23 protein-coding genes and 1 tRNA gene are annotated in these 18,944 nt (G+C 38.4%); 8 read left to right on the top strand and 16 right to left on the bottom strand.

Annotated elements, in window-relative coordinates; translation table 11 throughout:
- Positions 1–298: 298 nt before the first annotated feature.
- The 3 genes from A6749_RS20265 to A6749_RS20255 all read right to left on the bottom strand — a co-directional run bounded on the left by A6749_RS20265 (position 299) and on the right by A6749_RS20255 (position 2,295).
- The gene (locus A6749_RS20265) at positions 299–1,225 is read right to left on the bottom strand and encodes an aldo/keto reductase (RefSeq protein WP_066395227.1); all 927 of its coding nucleotides are present in this window, start codon (positions 1,223–1,225) and stop codon (positions 299–301) included.
- Positions 1,226–1,257: 32 nt separating this feature from the next.
- Entirely contained in the window at positions 1,258–1,704 is a 447-nt protein-coding gene (locus A6749_RS20260; RefSeq protein ID WP_066395222.1) for a carboxymuconolactone decarboxylase family protein, read from the bottom strand.
- A gap of 75 nt (positions 1,705–1,779) precedes the next feature.
- Positions 1,780–2,295 (bottom strand): methylated-DNA--[protein]-cysteine S-methyltransferase, encoded by a 516-nt coding sequence (locus A6749_RS20255; RefSeq protein ID WP_066395211.1) that lies wholly within the window; start codon positions 2,293–2,295, stop codon positions 1,780–1,782.
- A 178-nt stretch (positions 2,296–2,473) separates the two neighbouring features.
- Here A6749_RS20255 and A6749_RS20250 point away from each other — a divergent pair, with 178 nt between their 5' ends.
- Both A6749_RS20250 and A6749_RS20245 read left to right on the top strand, forming a co-directional pair.
- Positions 2,474–3,328, top strand: coding sequence for a DNA-3-methyladenine glycosylase 2 (locus A6749_RS20250; protein WP_084798095.1), 855 nt, complete (start codon positions 2,474–2,476; stop codon positions 3,326–3,328).
- Positions 3,329–3,346: 18 nt separating this feature from the next.
- Positions 3,347–3,982: an endonuclease III domain-containing protein gene (locus A6749_RS20245; RefSeq protein WP_066395208.1), complete on the top strand. Its 636-nt coding sequence runs from the start codon at positions 3,347–3,349 to the stop codon at positions 3,980–3,982.
- A 235-nt stretch (positions 3,983–4,217) separates the two neighbouring features.
- Here A6749_RS20245 and A6749_RS20240 read toward each other — a convergent pair whose 3' ends face one another.
- The 3 genes from A6749_RS20240 to A6749_RS20230 all read right to left on the bottom strand — a co-directional run bounded on the left by A6749_RS20240 (position 4,218) and on the right by A6749_RS20230 (position 6,482).
- Positions 4,218–4,781 carry a GNAT family N-acetyltransferase gene (locus tag A6749_RS20240; protein ID WP_407937517.1) on the bottom strand — a complete coding sequence of 188 codons (564 nt, stop codon included), beginning with the start codon at positions 4,779–4,781 and terminating at the stop codon, positions 4,218–4,220.
- A 129-nt stretch (positions 4,782–4,910) separates the two neighbouring features.
- A complete protein-coding gene (locus A6749_RS20235; RefSeq protein ID WP_066395200.1) occupies positions 4,911–6,206 on the bottom strand; it encodes a LysM peptidoglycan-binding domain-containing protein in 1,296 nt (431 codons plus the stop codon).
- 203 nt (positions 6,207–6,409) lie between these two features.
- Positions 6,410–6,482, bottom strand: a tRNA-Val gene (locus A6749_RS20230).
- A gap of 189 nt (positions 6,483–6,671) precedes the next feature.
- Here A6749_RS20230 and A6749_RS20225 point away from each other — a divergent pair.
- The 5 genes from A6749_RS20225 to A6749_RS20205 all read left to right on the top strand — a co-directional run bounded on the left by A6749_RS20225 (position 6,672) and on the right by A6749_RS20205 (position 11,196).
- Positions 6,672–6,890, top strand: a complete 219-nt coding sequence (locus A6749_RS20225) for a hypothetical protein (protein ID WP_066395183.1) — start codon at positions 6,672–6,674, stop codon at positions 6,888–6,890.
- Between the two features lie 100 nt (positions 6,891–6,990).
- A complete protein-coding gene (locus tag A6749_RS20220) occupies positions 6,991–7,713 on the top strand; it encodes an alpha/beta hydrolase (protein WP_066395180.1) in 723 nt (240 codons plus the stop codon).
- 123 nt (positions 7,714–7,836) lie between these two features.
- The gene (locus A6749_RS20215) at positions 7,837–8,349 is read left to right on the top strand and encodes a YjcG family protein (RefSeq protein ID WP_066395173.1); all 513 of its coding nucleotides are present in this window, start codon (positions 7,837–7,839) and stop codon (positions 8,347–8,349) included.
- Between the two features lie 7 nt (positions 8,350–8,356).
- Positions 8,357–8,779 (top strand): GNAT family N-acetyltransferase, encoded by a 423-nt coding sequence (locus A6749_RS20210; RefSeq protein WP_066395170.1) that lies wholly within the window; start codon positions 8,357–8,359, stop codon positions 8,777–8,779.
- Positions 8,780–8,895: 116 nt separating this feature from the next.
- Positions 8,896–11,196 (top strand): UvrD-helicase domain-containing protein, encoded by a 2,301-nt coding sequence (locus A6749_RS20205; protein WP_066395161.1) that lies wholly within the window; start codon positions 8,896–8,898, stop codon positions 11,194–11,196.
- Between the two features lie 18 nt (positions 11,197–11,214).
- Here A6749_RS20205 and A6749_RS20200 read toward each other — a convergent pair whose 3' ends face one another.
- The 7 genes from A6749_RS20200 to A6749_RS20175 all read right to left on the bottom strand — a co-directional run bounded on the left by A6749_RS20200 (position 11,215) and on the right by A6749_RS20175 (position 14,842).
- Positions 11,215–11,469: a sporulation-specific transcription regulator SpoVIF gene (locus A6749_RS20200; protein WP_066401067.1), complete on the bottom strand. Its 255-nt coding sequence runs from the start codon at positions 11,467–11,469 to the stop codon at positions 11,215–11,217.
- Positions 11,470–11,596: 127 nt separating this feature from the next.
- On the bottom strand, positions 11,597–11,716 hold the full coding sequence (locus A6749_RS27810) for a YjcZ family sporulation protein (protein WP_084797914.1): 120 nt from the start codon (positions 11,714–11,716) through the stop codon (positions 11,597–11,599).
- A gap of 107 nt (positions 11,717–11,823) precedes the next feature.
- Positions 11,824–12,180 carry a stage V sporulation protein AE gene (spoVAE, locus tag A6749_RS20195; RefSeq protein WP_066395154.1) on the bottom strand — a complete coding sequence of 119 codons (357 nt, stop codon included), beginning with the start codon at positions 12,178–12,180 and terminating at the stop codon, positions 11,824–11,826.
- Between the two features lie 14 nt (positions 12,181–12,194).
- Positions 12,195–13,211 carry a stage V sporulation protein AD gene (spoVAD, locus tag A6749_RS20190; RefSeq protein WP_066395151.1) on the bottom strand — a complete coding sequence of 339 codons (1,017 nt, stop codon included), beginning with the start codon at positions 13,209–13,211 and terminating at the stop codon, positions 12,195–12,197.
- The gene (spoVAC, locus tag A6749_RS20185; RefSeq protein WP_066395145.1) at positions 13,212–13,688 is read right to left on the bottom strand and encodes a stage V sporulation protein AC; all 477 of its coding nucleotides are present in this window, start codon (positions 13,686–13,688) and stop codon (positions 13,212–13,214) included. It abuts the gene before it with no gap.
- Between the two features lie 15 nt (positions 13,689–13,703).
- Positions 13,704–14,168, bottom strand: a complete 465-nt coding sequence (locus A6749_RS20180) for a YhcN/YlaJ family sporulation lipoprotein (protein ID WP_153043042.1) — start codon at positions 14,166–14,168, stop codon at positions 13,704–13,706.
- A gap of 320 nt (positions 14,169–14,488) precedes the next feature.
- Positions 14,489–14,842: a DUF1360 domain-containing protein gene (locus tag A6749_RS20175; RefSeq protein WP_066395136.1), complete on the bottom strand. Its 354-nt coding sequence runs from the start codon at positions 14,840–14,842 to the stop codon at positions 14,489–14,491.
- Between the two features lie 144 nt (positions 14,843–14,986).
- Here A6749_RS20175 and A6749_RS20170 point away from each other — a divergent pair, with 144 nt between their 5' ends.
- The gene (locus tag A6749_RS20170) at positions 14,987–15,511 is read left to right on the top strand and encodes a CotY/CotZ family spore coat protein (protein ID WP_066395134.1); all 525 of its coding nucleotides are present in this window, start codon (positions 14,987–14,989) and stop codon (positions 15,509–15,511) included.
- 40 nt (positions 15,512–15,551) lie between these two features.
- On the opposite strand, the gene A6749_RS20165 is transcribed toward A6749_RS20170, so the two are convergent.
- The 3 genes from A6749_RS20165 to A6749_RS20155 all read right to left on the bottom strand — a co-directional run bounded on the left by A6749_RS20165 (position 15,552) and on the right by A6749_RS20155 (position 18,919).
- Positions 15,552–16,070 (bottom strand): CotO family spore coat protein, encoded by a 519-nt coding sequence (locus tag A6749_RS20165; protein WP_066395132.1) that lies wholly within the window; start codon positions 16,068–16,070, stop codon positions 15,552–15,554.
- Between the two features lie 117 nt (positions 16,071–16,187).
- Positions 16,188–16,958 carry an enoyl-ACP reductase FabI gene (gene fabI, locus A6749_RS20160; protein WP_066395127.1) on the bottom strand — a complete coding sequence of 257 codons (771 nt, stop codon included), beginning with the start codon at positions 16,956–16,958 and terminating at the stop codon, positions 16,188–16,190.
- Between the two features lie 89 nt (positions 16,959–17,047).
- Positions 17,048–18,919, bottom strand: a complete 1,872-nt coding sequence (locus A6749_RS20155; RefSeq protein WP_066395120.1) for a monovalent cation:proton antiporter family protein — start codon at positions 18,917–18,919, stop codon at positions 17,048–17,050.
- Positions 18,920–18,944 lie beyond the last annotated feature (25 nt).

The raw sequence follows: 18,944 nt of genomic DNA, 5'->3' as shown, positions 1-18,944 counted from the left end.
GAAAACGCATGAGATGAGGATACCAAAGGAAAAGGATTGTTTCATCACTGATACTCGAAAGATGACCTCCATCCACAATAAAGAAATAAAGAAATAAAAAAATAACGAATCCGCTTTCAAAACCTTTCTCATTTGGAATCACCCCTTTTATAGGTTGTTTCTATTTTAACAAACACGATAACATATTTAAATCAAATAAGGCACTCTCTCCCGAGTGCCTAAGCATTTAATTTTGCTGTTATTTCATTATTTATAGTATTTACAAAATGAGAAAAGTTATAAGGAATAATTTTACTTTTTATGGAACAATATTTCCCGCAGCTTTATAGATTTGATACCATTCTTCCCTTGTTAAGGACATCTCTGCACCTTTGCAGGCATCTTTCATGCGGTTAGGATTAGTTGTTCCAAGTACTACTTGAATATTAGCTGGATGGCGGGTAATCCACGCAACAGCAATGGCTGTATTCGTGACACCATATTTTTCTGCAATCTTATCAATTGTTTTGTTAAGCTCCGGGTATTTCTCCCAATCACCAAGAAATGTCCCTTCAAAGAAACCGTGCTGGAACGGCGACCATGCTTGGATGGTGATGTCTTTCAGCCGGCAATATTCGAGAATGCTGCTATCTCGGTTAATCGCTTGGTCATTCTTCATATTCAACGTAATCCCCGAGTCAATCATTGGAGTGTGGGCAATGCTGAATTGGAGCTGGTTAATCACCAGTTTACTCTTTATATATTTTTGCAACAGTTCAATCTGCATCGGATTATGGTTTGATACCCCAAAGTATTTAACCTTGCCGCTTGTTCTCAGCTCTTCAAACGCTTCCGCTACTTCTTCCGGCTCCATTAATGGATCAGGCCGGTGCAATAGCAGAATATCAAGATAGTCGGTCCTTAGTCTTTTTAATATTCCATCAACAGAGCTAATGATATGTTTTTTTGAAAAATCAAAATAACCTTTAGAAGAGACAATGCCGCATTTACTTTGCAAAATCATCTTCTCGCGAATCGCTGGATTCATTTGAATAGCTTCAGAAAAAATTTCTTCACAGCGCCCTTTTCCATATATATCGGCATGGTCAAAGAAATTAATTCCCTCTTCCATTGCTGTACGAATTAATTTTTCCGCTTCCGGGACTGTGAGCTCAGTTAAACGCATATTGCCCATAATTAAGTTAGAAGCTTCGATATCAGTGTTTGCAATGCTTATGTATTTCATATGGACTCCTTCTTTCAGTAGTATTTAGGGAATCATTTCTCGGATGTCGCAAAGTTTCCCATGGAAATAGACAGACGGTTCCAGCTGTTAATTTGATTAATCATAAAAATTAAATCTACATATTCTTTTTCACCAAAATATTGACGAACATGATTATATAATGCATCTGGTACACGTTTTGTTGATAATCGCGTCACATATTCCGTTAATTCTAATGCGGCCTTTTCCTCATCTGTGTAAAAATCGCAATCTTCCCAGACGCTGACACAATATAAGCGTTGTTCGGTCTCACCTATCTTTCTAGCATCCACTGTATGCATATTTAAACAGAATGCGCAGCCATTAATTTGCGATGCTCGGATTTTAACGAGTTCGCGAAGTTTTTTATCTAATGAAGTCGATTGAAGATATTTCTCCATTTCAAGCATGATTTTTAGTGCTTCGGGTGCAATATCATAGTAATTTAGGCGTTGTTCCAATGTAATTACCTCCAAAGTGTAAAAAATTTCACATTAAATAGGATAAACCTTAAATGGGGTAATAAACTTCTTATGTCAAGACTTCTCTATTTCCAACAACTGCTGCTTCATTTCCAGGCCGCCGCGGTAGCCCGTCAGTTTACCATTTTTTCCGACAACACGGTGACATGGAATCGTGATTAAGACCGGGTTGGCCCCAATGGCTGTCCCTACTGCCCGGACAGCGGATGGTCTATTTATAGAGTTTGCAATGTCAGAATAGGATTTAGTTTCACCATACGGTATTTCACAAAGAGCATTCCAGACAGCTGTTTGAAATTCTGTCCCATGGCAATCAAATGGAATCGTAAAGCTCTTTCGCTTTCCATCAAGATAATCAATTATTTCTGTTGCAAATGGCTTTAATTTTTGATGTTCTTCAACAAGAGGAGTTCCAGGAAGGTGCTTTGCTGACCACTCTGCCAATTCCTCAAAAGGTTGATTCTGAGAACCTACATAACAAAGCCCTTTTGAAGTGGCGGCGATATACATTTTCCAATTTTTATGATTTAATAGAGACCAATAGATTTGAACCGGATTTTGTTCTAACATAATAATTCACCCCCATTCTTTTATTATAACGTAAAATTTAAAATAACATGATGTCTTTTAACAGTATAATTTTTATCAAACATATGGAGGAACGCCTGTGGAAATAGAAGCAAACGTTATTGATGGCTGGCATATTGACAATGACTGCATTATTATTGACCTCCCGGCAGATTTTAACATGAAGGCAAACCTTGGCTATCTTGAGCGAAATAGGAATGAATGCATGTTTGAGGTTGAAAATGAGACCGTTACAAGGGTGATTGTTGTCGGGGAAACTAGGCACTTAGTTCGGTTAAACGTCAACGAACAAAATCAAATGTTCGTCCAGTTTGTTAATGGTATTAAAACTAGCAAACTAGATAGTGCTAAGGTTGCCGCCTACATCCGCGAATGGTTCGATCTCAATAGAGATCTAACACCATTTTATGAAATGGCAAGTGCAGACCCGCTTCTAAAGGGGCCTGTTCAAAACTTTTATGGGTTACGGGTTATCGGTGTTCCCGATTTATTTGAAGCGCTTTGCTGGGGGATTCTCGGACAACAAATTAATCTAGCGTTTGCTTATACATTAAAAAAGCAATTTGTTGAAAAATATGGTGATTCTATCGAATGGAGCGGAAGGAAGTATTGGATTTTTCCCTCTTATGAACAAATCGCGCAATTGACGCCTGATGATTTGGCTGAAATTAAAATGACCAGAAGAAAAAGCGAGTTTATTATTGGCATTGCTCAATTAATGACAAGCGGGGAATTATCTAAGGAGAAATTGTTGGGATTGGGGTCGCTTAAGGAAGCGGAAAAAAGTTTAATTAAGATTCGCGGGATTGGTCCTTGGACGGCGAATTATGTGCTAATGCGCTGCCTGCGATTTACTTCTGCTTTTCCAATTGATGACGTCGGATTGCATAACTCGATCAAACAGGTTACTGCTGCAGAAAGAAAGCCTTCCAAAGAGGAGCTTATGGCGTTTTCGGCAAAGTGGGATCCCTGGCAGGCATATGCAACCTTTTATTTATGGCGGGTTAATTACTAAAAAAATTGGAGTTATAAAATGCAGGATTTTCTAAAGATATATAATAAATTATTTACATACTATGGTCCGCAGGGGTGGTGGCCGGCGGAAACGACATTTGAAATGATGATTGGTGCCATCCTTGTGCAAAATACAAGCTGGCGTAATGTGGAAAAGGCGCTGATTAATTTGATGCCTTTTTTAAAGCCTTATGTGATTGAAAAGATTTCGGTCGAGGAACTGGCCGAATTAATAAGGCCAAGTGGATTTTTCAATATAAAGGCGAAGCGGATTAAGTCTTATATCGAATGGTTTAAAACCTATGAATATGACATTCAACAGGTCAAAAAAATAGATCGGGTTAAATTACGTGGTGAACTGCTTAGCATAAAGGGGATTGGTCCGGAAACCGCTGACGTAATCCAGCTCTACGCCTTTGACATCCCGATTTTCATCGTCGATGCATACGCAAGGCGGATTTTTTACCGCCTTGGATATGATATGCCAGATACTTACGATGACTTTAGAATGCAGATTGAAGTTGAGCTGCCCGGGGATCTGGTGCTTTTTAATGAATACCATGCCCTGCTTGTCGAGCATTCAAAGGTGCATTGCAAAAAAACACCGATTTGTGGTGGATGCCCGCTTTTAGAGGTTTGTGAACGGAGGTTGTAATACATACTTGGTTGTTTAATTACTCTATGTGCACCTCCTAGCCGTTTTTTCTCTCTTAGGTGTTCATTGAACCTCTCTAATGTGCACTTCTCAGCCGTTTTTCCTCTCTCAGGTGTTCATTGAACCTCTCTATGTGCACTTCTCAGCCGTTTTTCCTCTCTCAGGTGTTCATTGAACCCCTCTATGTAGTACACTTCACGGCACGTTTTTCTTCCTTTAGTGTTTATTGAACTTCCTAAACAGTCTTTGCATAGATACAAGTGTCTCTTATATCCTTTGTATCCGGAGCTAAATCGTCATTTTTTAAAGTTCCTTCTAGCGTGAATCCTAACCTTTCCGGGATTGCCCTGCTCTTATAATTCTTCACGTCACAACGAATTTCTACTCTTCGCGCATGTAATTCCTGAAACGCAAAGTCGGAAATCCCCTTAACTGCTTCAGTCATATAGCCTTTTCCACCTTGGCGGCTGTCAATCCAATATCCTATTTCAAACTTTGGAACAGTCCAATCGATCCTGTGTAGACCTGTAGATGCAATAAATTCGCCTGTTTCTTTTAAAAATACTAGTAATCTCAAATCCTCTCTTTTTAAAAAAGCAATATGCGCTTCTCGAATATTTAATTCTACGTCCTGTTCAGACTGCTCCTGCTGTGCAAACGGCAGCCAGGGTTTCAGTTCATCAATGGATTCCTTAATAGCGTCATATACAACTTTACCATCACCCGGTCTTGGCATTCTAATTAGCAATCGTTCTGTAGAAAATTCTTCAGGAAATTCTTTTAAAATTGGGTTCAACATTATCACTCCCTTATATTTTCAAAAATTTCTTATTTTTCCAATGATAAATCTTTTAGTTTATAAAATCAATGGCAAGAAAAACAAAATAAATAGAGAAGGCGCATGATTTTTTTCATGTGCCTTCTCTATTTATTGAAGAGATATTAAAGTCATCAATTGACCTCTTTTTCCTTTAAGTGTTAGTGTTGCTATTTCCCCTTGGCGTTTAAATAATTCATTTATCAAATCTCCTGACGCTTTTGCAGCATAATTCTTCCCATCAAGCGCAATAAAACGAAAAGTTCCCTTAGAGTCTATTCCTGCTATATGTGCTGTTACTTTTACATGAATATCAGTAGATGTAGTTGAAGTCGGGATTTTAATTTTTTGTCCAATTTTCAATTTATAAGGATCTACTGTTGGATTTAGTTCTTGAATTGATAAGACAGAGGTTCTTAATTCTTTAGCGATTTTTGTATATGTATCTCCGCTTTTAATTACATATTCAGATGAACTTATTGTTTTACTGCTGTTTGTATTTGAATCATTTATTATTTTTTTCGGTTCGACACTAGTTAAATATGCTTCATTTACAAATGCTGTTTTTCCATTGAAATTAATCTGAGCCCAGCCATATAAACTTTTTATTACAGACACACGATCATTTAAATTTAACGAACCTGCTACCGTACTATTTATTGAAGCTCCTTCCCTTACTCGTAATGATGCCGCCGTTACATACATCGTTTTTGCTTGAGATTTGATTGTTTTAGTATTTTTGTCAGTAGTAACAGCATTTTCTTGTTTTTGAGTAAGATAATCCATGTTTATATAACAAACTCTCCCTTTAATCAGAATGCCCGCCCATCCGTTCTCCACGAATGCAACCTTAACAACATCCCCTTTTTTATATTTTCCAATAATACTGCTCGAAGTGGTTGGGAGAGACCGAATATTTAGTATTGTTGCAGTTACAATTCTGTTATGTACTTTTGGTAATAGAATTTTTTTACCATCAATTGAGGTTAATCCATTGGCATCTAATATTTCTTGTGCTGTTACACCATGTTCTTTCGCAATTACTTCAATATTTTCGCCACTTTTTACCTGGTAAACGTATTCTTGAATAAACGCTGCATTTGAAGTGCTCGCAAAACACCCTAGAACAACAGTAAATACACCAGTAACAATAAGCCTTTTTACTGGAATTTTTTGAATCCACTGGTGAACCTGTGAAACATATGTATTCCAATTTGCACTAATTTCTTTTAGCAATCCTTTAATATCTAATGCATTTCTGATATCAAAGGGATTTACGCTTTGATAATATTCCCGTTTTTGCATTCTTGAGGTGAAAACGGGTACCTCTCTTACCTGCCTGCTTTTAGCATAAACATCCTTCCTCATTAGTACTAATTCACCATTTACAAACAATTCTTTAGTCATCGTAACCTATTTCTCCTCGAATCTATATGTATACTATCAAACTTATCTCCCATAAAGTATATTCGGAGTTCAGTATAGTTTTCTGTCCTTATTACTACAAACAAAAATTAATTAATCGGACAATTGGCATAAAAGAAGAAAATTTTCATGACTTAGAATTAAAACGACAAAAAATCCTAACAACAAATGTTAGGATTAATTTATGACCTGTGAGGGGTTCGAACCCCCGACCTCAACCCTGTCAAGGTTGCGCTCTCCCAGCTGAGCTAACAGATCTCTTATTAAGCTACAAATTTAATTATAGTAAAAAAACTAAAAAAGTCAATAAAAAAATCACAAAAAACAAAAATAATAAAATACGGATTTCTTACATAAATCAACAGGAACGTCCGTTCTTAATTTTATTGAATAAAGAACTAACGTTCGGTTATAATGATATTATATTTTAAGAAAGGAGTGATTCAAATGGATGGACTATTTATCCGATCAATTGAAGAGCATATTCCGTTAGAGATGATTTACCTAAATAAAAACCAGGAAATCACGCAGCGAAAATTGATTATTAAAGAAGTAAATAATGAGTTCATTCGCGCATACTGCCTGCTGAGAAAACAAGTCCGCACCTTTAGACGTGAAAACATCCTTTCCATTATGCCTGAAAATCATTCAAAATATCTGCACTAATCCTTCTTTCCCCCTATAATCCGAAAGACACCCATCTGCATTTTCCCATTTAATATGTTAAAATTCATTTTGTAACTATTGCACACAGGGGGATTTTCATATGGACTATCCAAGAGGCACCATCAAAGAATTAACCTTTCACAGTCAAGAACTAAACGAAGATTTGCAGCTGCTCATTTATCTTCCGGCGAATTTCTCACCGCTCTATAAATATTCATTATTAATCGCTCAGGATGGCCGCGATTATTTTCAACTAGGAAGAATTGGACGGTTGGCCGATGAATTTCTTTATCAAAAAGAAATAGAAAACCTAATTATTGTTGGAATACCTTATAAAAATGTTGCAGACCGCCGCCGGAAATATCATCCGGAGGGATCACAAAACAAGCAATATATTCGCTTCCTGGCATATGAATTAGCACCATATCTTGACAAGGAGTTCCCTACCTATCAAATGGGACGGGCTAGAGCACTTATTGGAGATTCGCTTGGTGCTGCCGTCTCCTTGATGACAGCTCTTCAATACCCCCATACCTTTGGGAAAGTATTGCTCCAATCACCTTATGTAGACAAGAAGATCATCGATTTAGTCAAGAGCTTTAAGGAGCCGGAGCTGCTGGAAATTTATCATGTGATTGGGGAGCAAGAAACAGAAGTAAAAACAACGGACGGTAAAATTAGTGACTTCCTTACTCCAAACCGGGAACTTACAAAGCTAATTTCAGACCGGTCTTTTTCCTACTTTTATGAAGAATTCCAAGGCAATCATACCTGGACTTACTGGCAGCCTGATTTAAGACGAGCACTGAAAATGATGTTTTAAGGTTGACAGATATTTATTCCTTATATTTCGAAAATTTGCTATAATATTAAGAAGGCTTTTTTAAGTTTAACCAAGCCGGAATTTCCGGCTTTTAATAGAAAATTTTTTATTGGAGGTAAATCTATGAAATTCGGAGTTGTTGTTTTTCCATCCAAAAATCTTCAAGACTTTGCTAATTCCTACCGTAAGCGTTATGACCCGCACTATGACCTAATTACTCCACACCTAACTTTATTAAATGCTTTTGATGCAACTGAAGAGGATGCAAGAGAATTTGCTGAAAGATTACAGCAAATCGCCGATCGTACCAACCCTTTCACTTTAAAAACTTCTAAAATCAGTTCTTTTCATCCGGTAAACAATGTAATTTATTTAAAAATAGAACCGGTTAAAGAACTAATTTCGTTACACGCTGAGATTCATACTGAATTTAGTGAGTTTAAATCCGAATATGCTTTTGTCCCTCACATAACAATCGGCCAGAAGCTATCCAATGATGAGCATTCGGATGTATTTGGTGCACTAAGGATGACAAAAATCGATCATGAAGAAACGATTGACCGCTTCCATCTGCTCTATCAGCTTGATAACGGTTCTTGGACCGTTTTTGAAACATTTCGTCTTGGAAAGGAATAGGTTAAAAGTGACAGTTAAAGTAGTTGAAAGTAAGCAAGAATTAGAAGATGCTTATAAAGTAAGAAAGATTGTCTTTGTTGAGGAGCAGCATGTTCCGATTGAAGAAGAAATTGACCAATTTGAACAAGATGCGGTTCATTTTGTCATGTACCACGAAGATATGCCAATCGGCGCCGGAAGATTCCGCATTATCGACGGCATTGGGAAAGTGGAGCGCATTTGTGTGTTAGAGGAAGCACGCAAACTTGGCGCCGGAAAAGCCATAATGGATTCAATTGAAACGTATGCCTTAAAAAACGGCATTCAAAAGCTGAAGCTAAATGCTCAAACCCACGCCATTCCATTCTATGAGAAAATTGGTTTTCAAGTGGTCTCTGATGAATTTATGGATGCTGGCATCCCTCATAAAACGATGATGAAAAATGTTTAAGTTCAGACACTTGCTGTGTTAAGCGGCAAGTGTTTTTTCATATCGAAATAGTCTTTCCCCCTGCTTAGCGATTTGATATGATAGAATATGTGTCATTTTAAAAAGAGGTATTTAATATGAAAACAGCCATTTACGGAAATCAGACCATTTCACTTGAACAATTAAATCGAGAAGAATTCCAAAAAATATATACACTCGGAAAAAGCGGCCAATTGCATTGTCCCAGCTGTAAAGAAACAGTCCAGCTATACCTAGGTATTCAACATGAGCCCCATTTCTATCATATCAACGCTCTCGAAAAAAAATGTCCTGGACCTGCACCGGCTCAAGTTAGCGATCACTACATAGAGAGAGACGGTTTTCAAATTCCAAAAGGAAGAACGATTTCTGGAGCAGCAACTGTGGTCAACCTTTTCAAACATGCCAATAAAATTGAATCATCCGTTACCTTTAATAGGGGCACCAGTACTGTTACACTTCCATTTAACTCTCCCTATCTTCAGCTTTTGGCTGAAAACGGGGTAACACTTGATGAAAACCAAGCAGCGTCTGTTACGCAGACAGAAGGTTCATTACTTGTACTTGCTGGGGCCGGAAGCGGCAAAACGAGGGTATTAACGGCACGAACAGCCTATTTGCTAAAGGTTAAACAAATTGACCCGCGTTCCATCATGCTCGTTACCTTTACCTCGAAAGCTGCTTCTGAAATGAAGAATCGCCTGCTATCCTATCCTGAAATGAAACGAGACCAGATTCAGCGGCTTGTTACCGGCACATTTCACAGCATCTTTTACCGGATTCTGATGTTTCATGATTCCGGAAATTGGGCAAATGACAAGCTGCTGAAGAAAGAATGGCAGCGCGACAAGATCTTAAAGGAAGCAGGTAAAGAGCTAGGTTTATCAGAAAAGGAATTTGCCTATGATGCGGCACTCCAGCAAATAGGATATTGGAAAAACTCATTAATCATGCCACAGGATGTTAAACCTTTAACTGATTGGGACAAAAATGCCTTATTTTTATATAAAAAATATGAGGAATACAAGCGCCAAAACACCTTGTTTGATTTCGATGACATGCTGCTTGGCTGTTATCAGCTGTTGCGCAATTCTCCTGAGATTCTTGATTATTATCAACAACGTTTTCATTATTTTTTAATTGACGAGTTTCAGGATATTAATAAAGTACAATATGAACTAATGAAACTATTATCCGGTAAAAATCAAAATGTTTGCGCTGTCGGTGATGATGATCAAGCCATTTATTCGTTTAGGGGCAGTGACCCGAGTTATTTACTAGATTTTGAAAAAGATTTTCCGTCAGCGAAGGTGATTACACTTGAGCAAAATTATCGATCTGCGCATGAGATTGTGGCAGCTGCCAATCAAATGATTGCTTCCAATAAAACAAGAAGGCCGAAACAAATGAAGGCACAATTTTCAAACAGCAGCCCGCCGCTTCTATTTTTTCCATATGATGAAGAGGAAGAAGCTACGATGATTGTGACTGATCTACAGGAGAGGATCTTAAACGGGGCAAGTCCATCTGATTTTGCGATTCTTTATCGGACAAATGCAGCCTCTAGAGCAGTATTCGAGCGATTAGCCAGTTCAAACCTGCCGTTTATCATTGACCAGGACGCAGATTCATTTTATGACCGCTATATAGTAAGATCTGCCTTGTCCTTTCTTAAGCTCAGCTTAAATGAGGATGATTCCGAAAGCCTGTCAGATATATTGCCGATATTATTTATAAAACAGACGATGTTAAAAGAAATCAAAGCGCTAAGTATCCTCAAAGATTGCAGTTTCCTTGAGACGTTATCACTCTTGAATACCACTCATGCGTTTCAGGAAAAGAAATTAAAAAAGACGGTTCCCATTATTCAAAGCCTTAAAACATTAACACCTGTTCAAGCCATTGAAAAAATTGAGAAAGAGATAGGCTTTCTCGATTATTTAAAAAAGCGCGGCAGTGAATCAAATCAATTAGAAAAAGGCTCAGATGATCTAAAGGATTTAAAGACTGCTGCAAAAAGCTTTAATACTATCGATGCATTAATAGCACATGCTGAGCATATGTCAGCAATGAATAAAGAAATAAAAAAATTAAGTAAACATTTTACTGAAGCCATTTCCCTTAGTACGATTCACCGGGCAAAGGGCCTGGAATATAAAACCGTTTATCTTCTAGGAGCGGTTGACGGCAGCCTTCCGCATGACCATGCATTAGAAAGCTCAAGGAATGGGGATTTTTCCCCGCTTGAGGAAGAAAGAAGACTTTTTTACGTTGCAATGACGCGGGCACAAAATGAGCTCTTCATTTCCGTTCCGGACAATCGCCGTGGAAAAAATGCCGCTCGCACGAGATTTTTGAGACCCTTGCTCACCCCACGCAAAAAGGCCAATTTCCAATAAGGAAAACGGCCTTTTTGATTATTTTTTATTGATCATTTTTGAAATTGTATCAAAGTTCAGCTTACTGCCATCATTGATGATTGTTTTGACGATTTGATCCTCCAGGTCTTTACTGACTGGTTTATTCGCAAGTCGTGAAACTTTTTTAATAACACCGCGGACCGTTTTTTCGTCCCTAAAATTTGCATGTTGTAAGGAATTGGCTAATTCAAAAACATCCTTCATATTCACGCCGGTTTTCTTTTCTATATTCTTAAAGAAACCATTATCCATGTTCAAAACTCACACTCCTTCATAAACTACTTTATTTTATGAAGAAAGTGAAATTTGGTGAATCTTGAACAAAGAAAGGGCAGCCCCTTTTGGACAACCCTTTCTAAATCTACCCCATGAAGATTAATTAATACCAGCTTGCGCCGACAATAATTAATAGGATAAACAATACAACGATTAACACGAAAGTACCGCCGTAACCAAAGCCACCACCATATCCGTAGCCGCCATATCCACCGAAGCACATAATAGAGTCACCTCACTTTAGTAATCTCATTAATAACATATGAAATCACTAAACGATGTGTATAGGCACGGGCAAGCATATCAAACAATAGAATAAAAAATGAGCATTTATCCTTTAGGCTTAAATATTAGAGCGCCAATGAAACCAAACACAATGGCGGCGGAAATTCCTGAACTAGTTACTTCAAACATTCCCGTTAATACACCAATCAATCCATGCTTATCAGTTTCCTGAAGTGCACCATGTACTAATGAATTTCCAAAGCTTGTGATTGGAATAGTCGCTCCCGCTCCGGCAAAATCAATTAGCGGCTCATATAACCCAAAACCATCCAAAACTGAACCAACTACAACGAGTAAACTTAATGTATGCCCCGGTGTTAATTTTGCCACATCAAATAAGAGCTGACCAATAACGCAAATTAGACCGCCAATAACAAATGCCCAAAAAAACATTGCAAACAAAGAGATCCCCCCTATTAATGATTCATTTCGATAGCAACAGCATGTGCAGTACATGGTATGGACTCATTTTGCTGAAAGCTGAGTGGGGATAATAATGCCCCTGTTGCTACAACTAATATTCGCTTATAAGTCCCCTTTTTCATTTCATTTAGTAAATGACCATAAAGAACAGTAGCTGAACAAGCAGCACCGCTTGCGCCGGCACTCACCGGCTGGTCTTCTTTATAAATAAGTAAGCCGCAATCTTGGAATTGTTTCCGCTGTAATGCCAGACCGCTTTTGTTAATCAGTTCAAATGCTGTATCATGACCAATTCGACCAAGATCTCCGGTAATAATCAAATCATAATAAGATGGATCTAATTGTAAGTCGCGAAAATGAGCCATAATTGTATCTGCTGCTGCCGGTGCCATTGCCCCTCCCATATTAAACGGATCCGTTAAGCCCATATCAATTACTTTTCCAATTGTCGCCGAAGTTGTGACTGGCAAATGTTGTTCCGGATCATTTGGCTGAAGGAGAGCCATGCCAGATCCTGTTACTGTCCATTGAGCAGTCGGCGGCTTTTGACCCCCATATTCTGTCGGATATCGGAACTGCCGTTCAGCTGCAGCATTATGACTGGCTGCACCGGTTAAAACATAGTTTGCGCCTTTGCAATTGATAACAAAGGATGCCAGCGCCAAACCTTCCATTGATGTTGAACAAGCACCAAATAGACCGAAATACGGAATCTGCAATGTCCGTGCGGCAAAATTAGTTGGTGTAATTTGATTAATTAAATCCCCGGCAAACATAAACTGCACCTGTTCTTTTTGAATGTTTCCCTTTTTTAACGCAATTTTTGCCGCTTCTTCAATTAATACCCTATGGGCCTTTTCATAGGAGTCTTGTCCAATCCATAGATCTTCAAACAGGAGGTCAAATTCATTGGCCAGTTTTCCATTTGCTTCAAATGGACCTCCCGTTACACCCGTTGCTGTGATCATAGGCCGGTTGTCAAAGACCCATGATTGATGTCCCTTTAACAATTACAATACCCCCCAGATTTTCAGTAACGTCTTAATCAATGCAACAACAAATGCTGAAAATACCCCAAATAGAATCACCGAGCCGGCAAGTTTGAACATATTTCCGCCAACTCCGAGGACAAAACCCTCTGTTCTATGTTCAATACATGCAGAGATAACCGCATTTCCAAATCCAGTAACAGGCACCGCACTTCCTGCTCCGGCAAATTGGCCAATTCGGTCATAAACACCAAAACCTGTTAATAGCATGGAAAAAAACACCATTGTAGCAACCGTCGGGTTACCAACACTCTGCTCGGTAAAATTAAAAAAGTAAATGTAGAAATAACTAACAGCTTGACCAACAACACAAAACAGTCCGCCAACAAAAAAAGCCTTGATACAATTTTTAAGAATAGGTCTTTTAATTTCATGCTTTTGCTGAAGCTGTTGATAATTTTGCTGCTGCGGCGTCATTTTCTTTTGTTTGCTTGCCATCTTCTTCTTCCTTTCCTACGTCCTAGCTTCCGTCATTTTGACTATTTCCTTTAAACGTTTTTCTGCTCTTTGTTCTGAGAATTTACCGGACTTTATTTTTTCCTCCAGTCTGACTGCTTCAAGAAAAATTTTATAATCGCTCGATACTGTAAATTTCTCATCCGGATACTTTTTTTCCAGCATTTTAGTTACGTTTTTCTCAATTTTTTTCATCCGAAAGCGCTGCATATGTTTCACCTTGTAAACAACAAGGATATTTTTTTCGCCTTTTACAACAGCCACGTCATATAGCTCCGACAATGAACTTACATCATTTTTTACATTTTCCCCTAAGTTTAGGTTGTGATGATCTGTCACCACCGGTCCAGGGTTAGTTGTTTTCATAAGGGCTAATTGGCTATCCTTCGCATCTTGATTTTGATTGCAGGAGGTAAGCAGCAGCAAGCATGCAAATAACAATAAATGACGAATCGTGAGCATAGATATTCCTTCCCCTTTTCGATAAAATCGACTATCAGTACCATATAGTTTTTTCGACATTGGTTAAAATTATGACTAAACTGGTATCAAAAATAAAAAACTGCCAGAGAATCTCCAGCAGTTACATTTTTATTTACTTGTCTTTTTCCCACAGCCGCAGCCTTTTTTCTTGGCTAAATTAGATGATTGATTAACCTTTACTGTTTTTGTACCTGTTTTTTTCTTCTTCATGCTCTTCTCCCCTTCAAATTTACCGATTATTTTCTCTTGTTAGCATATGAAAGGAGTGAGAGTCTTGTCTGAGGCAAAAATCATCATTTTTAGATAATTTGTTGAATAATTGTTTCAATTAATGACGCCATTCCGGCTACTGCTAAAATCAAAATAATCGGGCCTGAATATACTGGAAAAAATAGATAAAATCCCACAATAAATATAGCCGCCCAAATCCCCGTGCACCAATAGCAGCTTAGAAGTTCTCCGAAGAATCGTTTTATCCCTGATTGTTTGGGGATATAATAAATTTCCTGTTCACCTGCTTCATTTTCCTCTTCAATTTCATCAAAAAATGGGGTTCTGATGAATTCAGTTATTTTGTCAAACACCAATAATCTTGTCAGCCTGAAGCTGGCTAATGCCAAGGTCAACAGCTGCAAAAATGTGATATTCTCCATTTGAAACGTCCTTCCTGTTAAACTTTGCCTAATGTATTGAATCCGCCTAATTTTGCTAAATAAGGCAATTGTCCGTAACCCAAATGGCTGTCGTGAAATATGTTAGTAATGTAAGATATATTACGGGTTAAGGAGGAAAAATAAATGGGTTGTGGAAAATCTCACCACGAATTTAGCAGTGGAAACTGTGTATGCCAAGTAGTCCGCGCGATTAATGATCTCCAACAAGCCGTTGCTGCTGAAGAATGCCAGCCATGTACCAGCTGCTTCAACGAGCCGCTTGGTTCGCTAGTATCACCTACAACAACACAAGCAGATACAAGGGTGTTTGTTCTAAAAACGGCAGATGGAACTCCATTTAATGCATTCTTTTTCGAAAACAACAATCCTACTTGCGTATCCATCTATTTCCGCGTAGAAGAAGTTTTTGATAACTGCTGTGCCACACTTCGCGTATTAGCACCTGGAACTACAAACTCTACGGGTGCCTTTGTTCCAATAAATCTGGTTTCTAATTCTACCAAGGGTGATTCTGGATGCTGCATTAATCTTTCGGCAGTTTGTGAAGTAACAGCCTTTCAAGCTACAAACGATTGCGTAACAGTGGACTTAAGCTGCTTCTGTGCCATCCAATGTATCGCTGATGTAGATTTAGGAATTTGTCACTAATCAAATGGCCAGTCGTTAAAAACGGCTGGCCATTTCTTTTTTACCTTTTCAACCCAATCATGATGATATTTTTTATTTCATCGACCGATATCGTTTTCGTTGTTTTATTATGAAATTGAATGGTGATCTGGTTTTCATCATGATTTAGGAGATAACCTTGATAATTCTGGTTAGTGGTGTAAAAAACACATGGGACTGGCGGAAGTACTTTTGGAATATTGAGCAAATAGTCAATTCGCTCTCTAATATCCATTTCATTAAATGGTTTTACCCTCTTTAATGTGGAATTGATAGAAGCTTTAGGCTTTGTTTCTGTTTCCGTATCCTCAACCGCTGGACGAATATTCATCTTGTTTATTTCAATCGGTATAGGTTCTCGGAAACTTCCTGCTTTTGACGCTGCATTGATCTTCTTTTCTGAACCTGCTTTGATTTCTTCAACTGCATCTTCTATTTCCGGCTTAATAGTATAAACTTCCTGCATATTATTATTGAATGAAGGGCGTTTATAAGTTTGATTAATAAAAAGCAGAGGCCCCTTCGTTTTCCTTTTTGACATTGACATCACCTCCAGTTGCGTCTTCCTACACTTTATATGTATGCAAAAGGCCTATTCGGGTTAACGACTAATTCCCCTTCTCCATGCAAAAAAGCCCGCAAGTGCGGGCTTTTTAACTTACAAAATATGATATCCTGAATCAACGTGAATATTTTCACCGGTAATACCGCGAGACATGTTGCTGAATAAGAATACAGCAGCATCGCCAACCTCTTCAGGCGTAGTTGTTCTTCTAAGCGGTGCATTTTCTTCAATGTCTTTTAAGATTGTATTGAATTCACCAATAACTTTTGCAGACAATGTTCTGATTGGACCGGCAGAGATGGAGTTTACGCGAATTCCATCTTTTCCAAGGTCAGCTGCTAAATAGCGGACACTTGCATCAAGTGAAGCCTTCGCCACACCCATTACATTGTAATTCTTAATCGCACGCTCACCGCCAAGATATGTCAAGGTAACAATGCTGCCGCCTTCTGTCATTAGGCCGCGTGCTTCCTTGGCAACAGCTGTTAACGAATATGAACTGATATTATGCGCAAGCAGGAAGCCGTCTCTTGTAGTATTTAAATACTCGCCTTTTAGCTCTTCCGTTTTAGCAAACGCAATGCAATGCGCTACACCGTGAATTGTTCCAACGGCTTCTTTAATTTGTGCAAAACAGTTTGCGATGTCTTCATCACTTGTTACATCACAAGGAAGAACAAGAGTACCTTCTGCTTCTAAAGAATCAGCCAGTTCACGAACGCTGCTCTCAAGCCTTTCACCTGCATATGTGAAAACAAGGCGGGCGCCGGCATTATGAAGCGAGCGGGCAATCCCCCAGGCAATACTGCGTTTATTTGCAACTCCCATTACGATAAATGTTTTTCCAGCTAATGAAAAATTCATTTCAAAAAGTCCTCCTAGGTTATCAACTGATATTAGTACTTGGTACTAATTTTACACCAATTCTTGAAAAATGAAAAGTACTGTATAATTTAATAAAAACTTTTCGTACCCTCGGCAAATTCCAATTCTCGTTTCAGTTCATCTACGTATTCTTTTGTACCTGTTACAATTAAACGGTCATACATCTCGAGTTCAGTATCTCCATGCGGAACGATCGAGTCCTTGCCGCGGAATATCCGGACGATGATGACATCTCCTGTAAACGGGAATTTACGCAGCGACATCCCTTCAAAATGTTCATTCTTCATCACAATCTCATAAAGGCCGGTCTCTTGGTTTGTTAGAATATTAATGACATTTGGCGACTCAATCAGTGCCCGAAGCAAGGCTTTCGTCGACATGAAAGAAGAAAATACTTCGACATTATGTTCCCTTAATGACTGCTCTAAATCAGGGCTTTCAATTCTAACAATGACCCTCGGCACACCCTTTTCTTTCGCAGCAATTGCCAATTTCGCGTTCAACTCTTCTTCACCGGTAGAAATGACAACAACCTCCGACTGATAAACCTTTGTGTTTTCAATTGATTCTAACGAGTAATCAGGGATCTCTTCGATTTCAAATAGCGAATTGGAAACCTGCTTTTCTGCTTTTTCCATTTTCGGATGATAAAGAATTGGATCATATAAACCAGATTTTAATTCTCTTGAAATAGGCAGGGTGATTTGATTAGCCCCTAGGAAAGCAACCGGAATTTTTCTATTTGCCAGCACCTCTTTCGGGAACAGCTTTTTAAAAACGATTGGGGTCAAAATCGAGGTGATCACGGCCACCAAGATTAATGTCCCTTTCATTTGTTCTGTAATAACCCCAATACGCTCCCCAATTGTAGCAGCGGCAATGACCAATGATAATGTCGAGGTTAACAAAAATGCCGATGAGATAACTGTCTTCATGTCATACCAAATCTTCAGAAGGTACACTGGTATAATCTTCGAAACTAATAATCCGATGAGCAAGAGGGGAATTAACATTAGCAGTTTTTTTTCACTTAATAATGACCAAATATCAAGCTCTACCCCTACCATCACAAAGAAAATCGGAATTAAAAAGCCATAGCCGAATGAGTCAAGCTTATGCACCAGCTCTTGATTCGGTGATAATAAGGAGACTAAAACCCCAGCCAGGAAGGCACCTAAAATATTTTCTGCACCAACTGTTTCGGATAAACCAACTAACACGATGATTAACGTAAAAACCGCTCTCGTGCCAATTTGCACGGTTCCGGTTGACAGTGATTCAACGAAGGTACGGTTTTTAAACCGTTTGCCGACAAAATACAGAACGATCCCGGCCGCAAATAAAACCAATAACAGCCAGGTATTTTCATGCTGCGGTTCATAAATGGATACAAAAACAGCTAATAATATCATTGTCACTAGATCAGCGATTACAGCTATTAATAAAATAATCTGTCCAATCACCGTCTTCATTAGGTGTGCTTCCTTCAAAGTCGGTACAACGACACCTAATGAAATGGTGGATATAATCAGTGTCATTAAAAAGGCATTTTCAATAAAGCCTGCTAGTACAAATAAGTAGGATAAACCTAATGAAAGCACAAAGATTCCAGCGAAAATAATGGATGAAACAGCAAATGAATTCGGTTCCTTTTTCCCGTTCGGCAGAATTTCGCGTTTCTTACTTCCCGTAAAGGCGGTAAAGTCAATTTCTAATCCGCTTAAAAACATTAAGAAAATAAAGCCAAGAGTTGATAATGTGGATAGCCACATATCTTCATGCACGATATCAAAACCGCTCTTCCCAATAATTAATCCCATAATAATTTCTGCAACAACAACAGGAATAAAATTTAATTTCAAACGATGTAAAATTATTGGTGTTAAAAATGCCATTGTGACCACAATAAGCAATGAAATGACGGAAACATTCTGCTCCATTTTTCTTCCTCCTCCTTTGAATGAG

Origin of the sequence: Neobacillus mesonae (assembly GCF_001636315.1) — a bacterium.
Lineage (GTDB): Bacteria > Bacillota > Bacilli > Bacillales > Cytobacillaceae > Neobacillus > Neobacillus mesonae.
This window is presented reverse-complemented; position numbering and strand designations above follow the sequence as displayed.

Coding starts and splice junctions, on each gene's coding strand:
- A6749_RS20265 (WP_066395227.1), bottom strand. CDS start 1,225: ATGAAATACATAAGCATTGCAAACACTGATATCGAAGCTTCTAACTTA.
- A6749_RS20255 (WP_066395211.1), bottom strand. CDS start 2,295: ATGTTAGAACAAAATCCGGTTCAAATCTATTGGTCTCTATTAAATCAT.
- A6749_RS20250 (WP_084798095.1), top strand. CDS start 2,474: ATGAAGGCAAACCTTGGCTATCTTGAGCGAAATAGGAATGAATGCATG.
- A6749_RS20245 (WP_066395208.1), top strand. CDS start 3,347: ATGCAGGATTTTCTAAAGATATATAATAAATTATTTACATACTATGGT.
- A6749_RS20240 (WP_407937517.1), bottom strand. CDS start 4,781: ATGTTGAACCCAATTTTAAAAGAATTTCCTGAAGAATTTTCTACAGAA.
- A6749_RS20235 (WP_066395200.1), bottom strand. CDS start 6,206: ATGACTAAAGAATTGTTTGTAAATGGTGAATTAGTACTAATGAGGAAG.
- A6749_RS20225 (WP_066395183.1), top strand. CDS start 6,672: ATGGATGGACTATTTATCCGATCAATTGAAGAGCATATTCCGTTAGAG.
- A6749_RS20220 (WP_066395180.1), top strand. CDS start 6,991: ATGGACTATCCAAGAGGCACCATCAAAGAATTAACCTTTCACAGTCAA.
- A6749_RS20215 (WP_066395173.1), top strand. CDS start 7,837: ATGAAATTCGGAGTTGTTGTTTTTCCATCCAAAAATCTTCAAGACTTT.
- A6749_RS20205 (WP_066395161.1), top strand. CDS start 8,896: ATGAAAACAGCCATTTACGGAAATCAGACCATTTCACTTGAACAATTA.
- A6749_RS20200 (WP_066401067.1), bottom strand. CDS start 11,469: ATGGATAATGGTTTCTTTAAGAATATAGAAAAGAAAACCGGCGTGAAT.
- A6749_RS27810 (WP_084797914.1), bottom strand. CDS start 11,716: ATGTGCTTCGGTGGATATGGCGGCTACGGATATGGTGGTGGCTTTGGT.
- spoVAC (WP_066395145.1), bottom strand. CDS start 13,688: ATGGCAAGCAAACAAAAGAAAATGACGCCGCAGCAGCAAAATTATCAA.
- A6749_RS20180 (WP_153043042.1), bottom strand. CDS start 14,168: ATGCTCACGATTCGTCATTTATTGTTATTTGCATGCTTGCTGCTGCTT.
- A6749_RS20175 (WP_066395136.1), bottom strand. CDS start 14,842: ATGGAGAATATCACATTTTTGCAGCTGTTGACCTTGGCATTAGCCAGC.
- A6749_RS20170 (WP_066395134.1), top strand. CDS start 14,987: ATGGGTTGTGGAAAATCTCACCACGAATTTAGCAGTGGAAACTGTGTA.
- A6749_RS20165 (WP_066395132.1), bottom strand. CDS start 16,070: ATGTCAAAAAGGAAAACGAAGGGGCCTCTGCTTTTTATTAATCAAACT.
- fabI (WP_066395127.1), bottom strand. CDS start 16,958: ATGAATTTTTCATTAGCTGGAAAAACATTTATCGTAATGGGAGTTGCA.
- A6749_RS20155 (WP_066395120.1), bottom strand. CDS start 18,919: ATGGAGCAGAATGTTTCCGTCATTTCATTGCTTATTGTGGTCACAATG.